The sequence below is a fragment of the Deltaproteobacteria bacterium genome (assembly GCA_028818775.1).
Lineage (GTDB): Bacteria > Desulfobacterota > Binatia > UBA9968 > JAJDTQ01 > JAJDTQ01.
The window spans coordinates 20427-29089 of the sequence record JAPPNE010000015.1; the positions used below are offsets into that span (position 1 = coordinate 20427).

Here is an 8663-nt window from a genome sequence, read left to right on the forward strand (position 1 = left end):
GCTAGCGCACGATCAGGACGGGACAGGCGATGGCTTCGAGGACTTCCCGGCGGCGGGGTGCGTCGAGGGCGGGGCAGTCGGCGGCCATGACCAGCACGGCGGCACCGGCTTCGCCGGCGAGGCGGCACACCTCGGGTGCGCGCGGGCGGACGCCGTAAAGGACCCGGGGGCTGACGCCCCGCGCGGCAAGGCGGGCCTCCACCTGCGCGCGAAGGGTCTCCGCCTCGGCCCGATCATCCGCGAGGATCAACACCGCCAGCCTCCCCTCGTGGAGGCCGAAGAAGTACAGTCCGGCATCCAGGGCGCGCCACGAGCCGATGCTGCCGTCGTGGCATACCAGCGGGACGCCGGCCAATAGAGCCCCGGGCTTCGATATGAGCACCGAGCGGGGGGCGCGTTCTGCCACCTCCCGGGCTGTTCGGGTCGACCGGGCAGCGCCCCACGGCGAGCGGGACCCGGAACTGACAATGACCAGATCGCCACCGCCCGCCGCCGTCACCATCTCGACGTCCACCTGGCCCTGCGCCGTGCGAAAGGAGTATTGCACGTGCACCCGTTCCGCAGCGGCGGCCAAGGCGCGCCGGGCGGCGAACTCACGTGTCCGGATGTCGGCCTCCAGCGCTTCGGCGGTGAAGTCGCGTCCCTGCCCGGTAAGGAACTGGATCTCCCGGCCCACCGGCAGGCGGGCCAAGTGAACGAGGTTGATGTCCCGGACGAAGACTCCCTCCAGCTCCGCCTGGAGGCGCGCCGCGAGCCGGGCCGCCGCCTCCAGGACGTTGCCGGCCTCGGGCGAGCCGTCCATGGCCACCACGATGCGGCGCACGTCGAAGGCCGGGGCCGGACGGCTCACGGGCGCGGCTCCTGGTCGCGCCCGCCGCCGGCGAACTCCCGCGCATTGCGGGCGAACTCGAGCAGGGTTGCCTGCGCCCGCCCGTTGACGGTGTCGGGGGGAAAGTTTCCCTGGTCGTCGGCGACACCCGCGGCCACGCCCGTGAGCAGCTCGATGCCCTGGTCGATGGTCTCCACCGGATAGACGTGGAAGTCGCCCCGGGCGGCGGCCTCCACCACGTCCCGGCGCAGCATCAGGTGCTTGACGTTGGCCGAGGGGATCAGCACCCCCTGGCGGCCGTTGAGGCCGCGCGCGCTGCAGATGTCGAAGAAGCCCTCGATCTTCTCGTTGACCCCGCCGATGGCCTGGACCTGCCCGTGCTGGTTGACCGAGCCGGTGACCGCCAGGGACTGGCGGATGGGAAGGCCGGAGAGGGCCGACAGGAGGGCATAGAGCTCGGTGGAGGACGCGCTGTCGCCGTCCACCCCGCCGTAGGACTGCTCGAACACCAGGCTGGCCGACAGGGCCAGCGGCTGGCGCCGGGCGAAGCGGGCACCGAGGAAACCCGACAGGATCAGGACGCCCTTGGAGTGCAGCGGCCCGCCCATCTCGACCTCGCGCTCGATGTCCAGCACCTCGCCGCGGCCCAGGCGCACCCGCGCGGTGATGCGGCTGGGCTTGCCGAACGCGAACTCGCCGAGCTGCAGCACGGACAACCCGTTCACCTGCCCTACCGTCTCGCCATCGGTGTCGATGAGCAGGGTCTCGCGCAGGATCTGCTCCTGGCTGCGCTCGCGCACCCGGTCGGCGCGCCGGGTCTGGGCGTCGATGGCCCGCTCCACGTCCCCGGCGCCGATCTCGTCCCTGCCCTCCCGGCCGGCCCAGTAGTCGGCCTCGTAGAGCAGGTCGTCGATGGCGCGCAGGCGCAGGGTCAGGCGCTCGGCGTCGGCGGCCAGCCGCGCCGCCCGCTCGATGACCCGCGCCGTGGCCTCCCGCGAAAGAGGCCGCAGTCCCTCGCGGCTCGCGGTGCCGGCGATCATGCGGGCGTAGCGCGCGGTGTTGCCGTGGTTGCGCGGCACCTGGTCGTCGAAGTCCGCGGCCACCTTGAAGAGCTCGGGGAAGTCCGGATCCGACTGGCTCAACAGGTAGTAGATCATCGGGTCGCCCAGCAGCACCACCTTCACGTCGAGAGGGATGGGCTCGGGTTGCAGGGTGACGGTGTTGGCGAAACCCAGGGCCTCGGTGAGCCCCTGGATGCGGATCTCGCTGGACTGGAGCGCGCGCTTGATCTCCTCCCAGATGATCGGCTGCATGAACAGCTTGCGCGCGTCCACCAGCAGGAAACCGCCGTTGGCGGCGTGCAGCGCGCCCGGCTTGATGAGGCTGAAATCGGTGGTGAGAGCGCCGAACCGGGCCATCTGCTCGATGCGGCCGATGACGTTGCCGTGGGTGGGCAGGTCCTCGTAGACGACGGGGGCGCCCTGCCGCCGCCCGTTGTCGACGATGACGTTCACCTGGTAGCGGCGGAAGGAGGGCTCCCGCCGCTCCTCGCGCCCGGGCAACCCGCCCGGCTGCGGCGCCGGCGGCCCAGGGGCCTGGAACTCTTCGGCATTCTCCTGGAGGTCCCCGCGCACCTGCTCGATGTAGTCCATGACCTCGGGCAGGTCGTCGTAGTCCTTGCCCAGCTCCTCGATGAACAGGGCCACCGCGTGGCTCACCACCTCCTGGTTGAGGCCGCGCATCCGCTCGCGCCGCTCGCGCTCCCATTGGGGCGCCTTCTTGAGAATCTCCTGCAGCTCCTTCTCCAGCTCGGCGATGTCCGCGCGCATCTTCGCCTGGGTCTCCTCGGGCCACTGGCGAAAGGCTTCCGGGCTCACCACCTCGCCCTTGGAGGTGGGCGCCAGGGCGAGCCCCGAAGGCGTGCGAATCAGACCCACGCCGCGCGCCTGGGCGTGCTCCTGCAGCTCGTTGAACGCGGCTTCCTGGCGCTGGCTGAACTCCGCCTGAAGGGCCTGGGCGCGGGCCTGGTACTCCTCGCTCTCGAAGGCCGCGGGGATGGCGGCGCGGAGCTCGCGGATGAGCTTCTCCATGTCGGCGCGGAGCCGGCAGGCCCGGCCGGCGGGCAGCTTGAGCGCGCGCGGCTTGTGGGTCTCCTCGAAGTTGTGGACATAGCACCAGTCAGGCGGCGCCGGCATGCCGGCCGCCGCCTGCTCGATGTAGCGCCGGACCAGGGGGTACTTGCCCGTGCCAGGCGCGCCGTGGGCGAAGATGTTGTAGCCATGGCGCCGGATGCCGACGCCGAACCGGATCGCCTCCAGGGCACGCTCCTGGCCGAGGCCATCCGGGGCCGCGCCGGCCTCGCGGGATGACGGCAGGTCCGCGGGATCGCACTTCGTATAGAGCCGATCCGGCGTCAGGGGCTTGGGCATCTCGCTCACCGGTTCGTGCGCGGGCGCAACCTGCTCAGTCCGCCCCGTGACTCATGATTCCGTACAGGTACAACTCCAACTGGGGGATGTCCGTCGGATAGTCGGGCGCCACCCGTTTGCCGAAGTCCAACAGGCTGCCGGACTCGACCGTCTTCAAGCCGGTACGCTCCTCGACAACGGAAAGGCCGTCGAAACCCGTCACCCATTTCACGTTCAAGGTGTTCTCGAACGCGTCGGTAGTGGCGGTAATGTTCTCGTCGCCGGTGGTGCGGTCGATGACGCTCCTGGCGAAGAAATCGAAGGCGATCCTGAACGACTGTACGCCTTCGCGCAGGCGGTTGAGGAAGCCGTAGATCAGGTCCTCGGGCAGGTACATGGTGTTGCCTTCCCAGATGATCAGGATGGGGGCGTTGAGGTCGAATCCCGCCTTCGCCAATTCCGCGGGCAGATCGGCCTCCAGGTAGTTGCACGGGATCCCCGCGCAGGGGGTCATGCCGTGGCCTTCCAGCACCTTCCCCTTGAACGCCAGTACCGCGGGCTGGTCCACGTCGCAGAAACGCACCCCCTCGTCCTCAAACACGTGCGGCCGCATGTCGAACCCGGAGCCAAGGATGACGATCTGCCGCATGCCCCTCTCGATCTCGCGACGGATGATATCGTCGAACAGCGCGGAGCGATAACGGACCAGCTCCATCCCTTCGGGGAGCAGCGCAAAGACTTGACCGACCTTCTGTCGGATGTCGTCGTTGACGAACCACTCCGCGTAAGGATCCTTGAACAACGGATGCTCCCGGTTCTTCTCCTGCTCGCGGATCCCCGCGATGAAAAACGCGGTAGCGCCTACCTCGTTGATGTCCGACATCAGTCTCCTCCTTTGGGGCTGCATTGAGCGATAGCGAATCGGATGACCATGAAAATTCTAGAATGTTCCGGGCGGCGGCTCGACTACGACAGGTGCTTCTTGAAGAAGGCGACCGTCCGCTCCCATGCGAGCTTGGCGGCAGGCTCGTCGTAGCGCGGCGTCGAGTTGTTGTGGAAGCCGTGGCGGGTGCCGGGATAGACATGCGCCTCGTACGGCACGCCGTTGGCCTTCAGGCCGGCCTCGTAGGCCGGAGCCTGCTTGTTGATGCGCGGGTCGTTCTCCGCGTAGTGGATCAGCAGCGGCGCCTTGATCTTCGCCACGTCGTCGGCCGACTTCGGCGCGGAGCCGTAGAACGGCACGCCGGCGCTCAGATCGCCTCCCATCTGCACCGCGAGGAAGTTGACCACGCCGCCGCCGAAGCAGAACCCGGTGGCGCCCAGCTTCCCGTTGGACAGCTCGTGGCCCTTGAGGTACCGGGCGCTGTTGAGGAGGTCCGTGCGCAGCTTGCCGCGGTCCAGGCTCCGCTGCATCTTCTTGCCGTCGTCGTCGTTGCCGGGATAGCCGCCGATGGGCGAAAGGCCGTCCGGCGCCAGGGCGAGGAACCCCGCCACCGCGGCGCGCCGGGCGACGTCCTCGATATGCGGGTTCAGGCCCCGGTTCTCGTGGATGACGAGGACCGCGGGAAACGGACCCGCCCCGGACGGCCGGACCAGGTAGCCGCGCATCTTGCCGGAGCTGCCGCCGGGCGAATCGTACGTGACATAGCGCGCCTTGATGCGCTTGTCGGTAAAGGAGATCGTCTGCGCCCTCGCATAGCGCGGCAGCATCGCCTGCGCCATCGCCAGCGCCGACCCGCCGACAACGACGAGGGCCGCCGCCCGCCGGAGGAACTCGCGGCGTTCCATGTTGCTGTGGCAGTACTCGTCATACAGGTCGTAGACCTGTGGATCGATCTGATTCCTGTCCATGAGGTACCCCTTTCCTTTGAAACCAAGCTTGCACGGCCCCGAAAGGTTGCCGGCGCTCGGCGGTCAATGGCCCGTTGCGCTCCCGAGTCCATTTTAGGGCGAAGAATCAAAAACACAACTCCGCTCGCTACTCGCACTGGATGAAGAACAGCGCCCAGGGTCCCAGGCCGATTTCCTTCTCCGTGGCCGGACGGTCCCCCGGGGGATCGAGCACCAGCCAGAGCGGTCCCCGGTCGCCGATGCCCAGCGGCCGCCCGTCGGCCCTGGTGGCCACGACCCAGTCACGCGCTTCCAGGTCCGCCTTCGACAGCGTGAAGCGGAAACCGTCGAGCGCCAGCATCTCGAGCGCCCTTCCCCGGCAGCCCGCGGCATCCAGAACGTCCGTCAGACGGGGTCCGGACGCGACCTTCGGGCCGGCCCAGCCCTTGTGCTCGGCGCGTACTTCCTTGACGCCGAGACGCTCCAGCATGGCGCGGTCGAAGGCGAACGCCTTGTCGAACGGGCGCTTGTGGTACTTGAAGAACATGTCGCGCTTCTCGTCGTAGGGGGGCCGGTTGGCCTTGACGATGTTGCCCGTGACGGTCAACACAACCGGTCCGGCGGGCATCTCCGCGCCGGCGACGGCATGGACGGCAAGACACGCAAAGACCGCAACGGCGAGAGCGACAGGGGTCTTCATGGAGTCCTCCTGGTGACGCGGCCGGGATCATTCATATCCCGGCGGCGGGGCAAACTTCCGGTAGTGCCGTTCCAGCAGCCGCGCGAAGTGAATGCAGGTCAGGTCGCCGTACTGCGGGCCGATGACCTGTATGCCCACCGGAAGCCCGTCGCCGTCGAGTCCGATGGGCGCGACGGACGACGGCAGGTAGGCGAGGTTGGCGTATCCCGGCAGGGAGACCTGGTTCATGAACGGCCGCGGGACGCCGTCCACCGGCACCGAGCGTTGGTAGGGCCGCTTGTGGTCGTGGCCCATGGCCGCCGATACGGTGATGGGCGCCAGCAGCAGGTCGTGGCGCTGGAAGAACTCGTGCCACTGCCACCGGATCCGGTGCCGTATCTCGTCGAACCGGAGCCAGTCCCGGTGCGACAGCGTAACGCCGCGAAGCATGCGCGCCCGTTTGCCGTCGTCTCCGGGCGCGAGCCCTTGACGGGCTCTGAGGTTGGCGGCGAACTCCTCGTCGGTCTGGCGTCCGGAGGTGGCGGCCCGCAACAACACGTCGAAGACTCGGTGGGAGTCCGCCGCGTCGAAGTCGGGACGGGCGCCGATGGCGACCTTGACCTTGTTGCGGCGGAGAAAGCGGGACAGCGCCCGGTGGAGCGCCCCGATGTCGCTCGCCGTCGGCACCGTCTCGTCCTCGAGGAGAAGCGAGACGCGGTATTCTCCCAGCTTCTTCTTCCGCGGCGCGGGCAGGGTGAGCCGGAGCCCGGCGGCGTCGATCTGGTCCGGACCCGCGATCACGGAAAGGAGCAGGGACAGGTCCGCGGCGCTCCGCGCCAGCGGGCCGATGACCAGCATGTCCAGAGGCGCGCGGTTGCCGTCCAGGGCATGCCCGTCGGCGGGACAGATGCCCATGGTCGGCTTGTGCGCGAACAGGCCGCACCAGGCGGCCGGGTTCCGCACCGAGCCGGCGATGTCGCTGCCCATCTCCAGCGCGGTCAGCCCCGCCGCCAGCGCCGCCGCCGAGCCGCCCGAGGAGCCCCCCGGCGACCGCTCCGGATTCCAGGGGTTGCGCGTGGTGCCGTAGATGTCGTTGAAGCTCTGGGCGTCGGCGAGCCAGATGGGCACGTTGGTCTTGCCGAAGACGACCGCGCCGGCGTCACGCAAACGCTTGACCGGGAGCGCGTCGGCGCGGGCAATGTTGTTCCGCCGCGCCGGCACCCCCCACGTGGTCGGCAACCCGGCCACGTCAAAGGAATCCTTCACGGTCATGGGCACGCCGTGCAGCGGCCCCCACCGCTCGCCCCGGCCCAGGGCCCGGTCCGCCTCCCGCGCCCGCCGTCGCGCCCGCGGGACGTCCGTGGCAACGATCGCGTTCAGGACCGGGTTGAAACGCTCGACCCGCTTCAGATAGTGGTCCAGAAGTTCAAGACAACCGAGCTTGCGGCGGCTGATGAGGCTCGCCAAACGGGTTGCCGGAAGCCATGCGGGTTCGGTCATGGGCTACCTCCGACTGCCTGCGCTTTTCCACTGATCATTTGTCGCCTCCCCTGCTGGTGGTGGTAGGCCCCGAAGCTCAGATCGGCGGCCTGCTGTCGTCGCCGTATCCCGTAAGCTCGACGTACCCCTGCCCGAGGCGTTTCCCCTTCGCGGACTCTATCCGAACCGACCCTTCCCAGTAGTAAAGGTTCGGAATCAACGCACTCGTGTTTTCCTGGTCCGCGAGCTTTGGGGTGATCACCGCGCCGATGCCTGCCGCGGGGATCTGGAGCTTCCATCGGGCCGGATAGGCTGCGTCCGTCTTGGGACTGGTCCATTCCTCGGTGGCGATCAACCTCCATTCACCAGGGTCGAGGTAGCGAACGGTCCCGGCTGAGTCCACCAGCGTGGCGCCGGCATAACGGGTGCCGCCGTCGCGGTTTCGGAGCAGATAGAGCATGACCTCGCGGCCGTCGTCGAGCTGCAGGCTGAACCAGTCCCACCCCTGCATGTCCTCGCCGAGCTGGTTGGAGCCGAACTCCTTGTCCATCCAGCTCGTGCCGCTGACCTCCCACTCCTCTCCGTCCAAACGGACCGTCCCGGTGGTGGCCATGCGGGTGAAGCTGTAGTAGTGGCTGGCCTCGGTGGCGCCCTCCCCTTTGCGGCTCAGGCCGCCGGGACCCTGGAACACCAGGGGCTTGAGCGGGCGGGTGGAAAGGCTGAAGCCGAAGGACTGCCCGGCGTCGGCCATGGTGAAGTCAAAGCCGCTGCCGTTCCAGCGAAGCTGCCATTCGTCGGGCGTGCCGGGAGGCCCGACGCTCCAGGCCAGGCGCGGTTCGGGATACCGGCCGAAGCCGCCCAGGAGCGGGGCGGCCCGCACCACCAGCTCGCTGAAGCGGTGGCGGCCGGTCTTCAGATCGGTGAGAGCGGCGTGACCCATGATGATGTCGTTGGCGGCCCAGGCGGAACCGGGCGGCGGGGCGTCCGGCGACACGCCGATCCTGAAGAACGTGAACTGGTAGCCCAGGCGGCGGGCGGGCTCCCCGGCGGTGTGCAGGTGGCCGGTGAAGTACCACCACTCGGTCTTGTAGCCGTCACGCGCCCAGTGGTCTTGCGGGAACGACCATACGTAGCCGGGTCGGGCCGGGGTCCAGCCGTGTACCGCGACACCGGGCCACATGACAGCCGCCAGCGTGAGCGCGCATGCCACCAGGAGGGCGTGGCGCCCGCCCCTTTCCTCACGCGTCCGCATGACACAGCTCGTTGGCCGGCGTGCGGCTGGCCCGGAACGCCGGGTAGAGGCTCGCCAGCACCGCGGCGCACACGATGGCGAGGGCTTCCCCGGCCAGAGGCAGCCACGGCCAGGTCCACTCGATGCTCCAGCCGAAGTAGCTCTTCTGGATGACGAAGATCAGGATCGCACCCAGGCCGATGCCGC

At 68.8% G+C, this 8663-nt stretch carries 8 protein-coding genes; all 8 read right to left on the reverse strand.

Features of this window, described 5'->3' with window-relative positions:
• Window position 1 precedes the first annotated feature (1 nt).
• On the reverse strand, window positions 2-850 hold the full coding sequence (locus OXU42_01305; GenBank protein ID MDE0028026.1) for a universal stress protein: 849 nt from the start codon (window positions 848-850) through the stop codon (window positions 2-4).
• On the reverse strand, window positions 847-3258 hold the full coding sequence (locus OXU42_01310) for an ATP-binding protein (protein ID MDE0028027.1): 2412 nt from the start codon (window positions 3256-3258) through the stop codon (window positions 847-849). The genes OXU42_01305 and OXU42_01310 overlap by 4 nt, the downstream gene beginning before the upstream one ends.
• A 34-nt stretch (window positions 3259-3292) precedes the next feature.
• Window positions 3293-4120, reverse strand: coding sequence for an SAM-dependent methyltransferase (locus tag OXU42_01315; GenBank protein MDE0028028.1), 828 nt, complete (start codon window positions 4118-4120; stop codon window positions 3293-3295).
• A gap of 83 nt (window positions 4121-4203) precedes the next feature.
• The gene (locus OXU42_01320; protein ID MDE0028029.1) at window positions 4204-5088 is read right to left on the reverse strand and encodes a dienelactone hydrolase family protein; all 885 of its coding nucleotides are present in this window, start codon (window positions 5086-5088) and stop codon (window positions 4204-4206) included.
• A gap of 127 nt (window positions 5089-5215) precedes the next feature.
• Window positions 5216-5767, reverse strand: a complete 552-nt coding sequence (locus OXU42_01325) for a hypothetical protein (protein ID MDE0028030.1) — start codon at window positions 5765-5767, stop codon at window positions 5216-5218.
• 27 nt (window positions 5768-5794) lie between these two features.
• Complete coding sequence (locus tag OXU42_01330) at window positions 5795-7246, reverse strand: amidase (GenBank protein ID MDE0028031.1); 1452 nt, start codon at window positions 7244-7246, stop codon at window positions 5795-5797.
• Between the two features lie 76 nt (window positions 7247-7322).
• Window positions 7323-8477 (reverse strand): carotenoid 1,2-hydratase, encoded by a 1155-nt coding sequence (locus OXU42_01335; GenBank protein ID MDE0028032.1) that lies wholly within the window; start codon window positions 8475-8477, stop codon window positions 7323-7325.
• Window positions 8464-8663: hypothetical protein (locus tag OXU42_01340; protein ID MDE0028033.1), on the reverse strand; the 200-nt coding region annotated here is incomplete at its 5' end. The genes OXU42_01335 and OXU42_01340, both read right to left, overlap by 14 nt.

Bases quoted from the DNA above. Each gene is read 5' to 3' on its own strand.
- OXU42_01325 (MDE0028030.1), bottom strand. From the start codon at position 5,767: ATGAAGACCCCTGTCGCTCTCGCCGTTGCGGTCTTTGCGTGTCTTGCC.
- OXU42_01335 (MDE0028032.1), bottom strand. From the start codon at position 8,477: ATGCGGACGCGTGAGGAAAGGGGCGGGCGCCACGCCCTCCTGGTGGCA.
- OXU42_01330 (MDE0028031.1), bottom strand. From the start codon at position 7,246: ATGACCGAACCCGCATGGCTTCCGGCAACCCGTTTGGCGAGCCTCATC.
- OXU42_01310 (MDE0028027.1), bottom strand. From the start codon at position 3,258: ATGCCCAAGCCCCTGACGCCGGATCGGCTCTATACGAAGTGCGATCCC.
- OXU42_01320 (MDE0028029.1), bottom strand. From the start codon at position 5,088: ATGGACAGGAATCAGATCGATCCACAGGTCTACGACCTGTATGACGAG.
- OXU42_01315 (MDE0028028.1), bottom strand. From the start codon at position 4,120: ATGTCGGACATCAACGAGGTAGGCGCTACCGCGTTTTTCATCGCGGGG.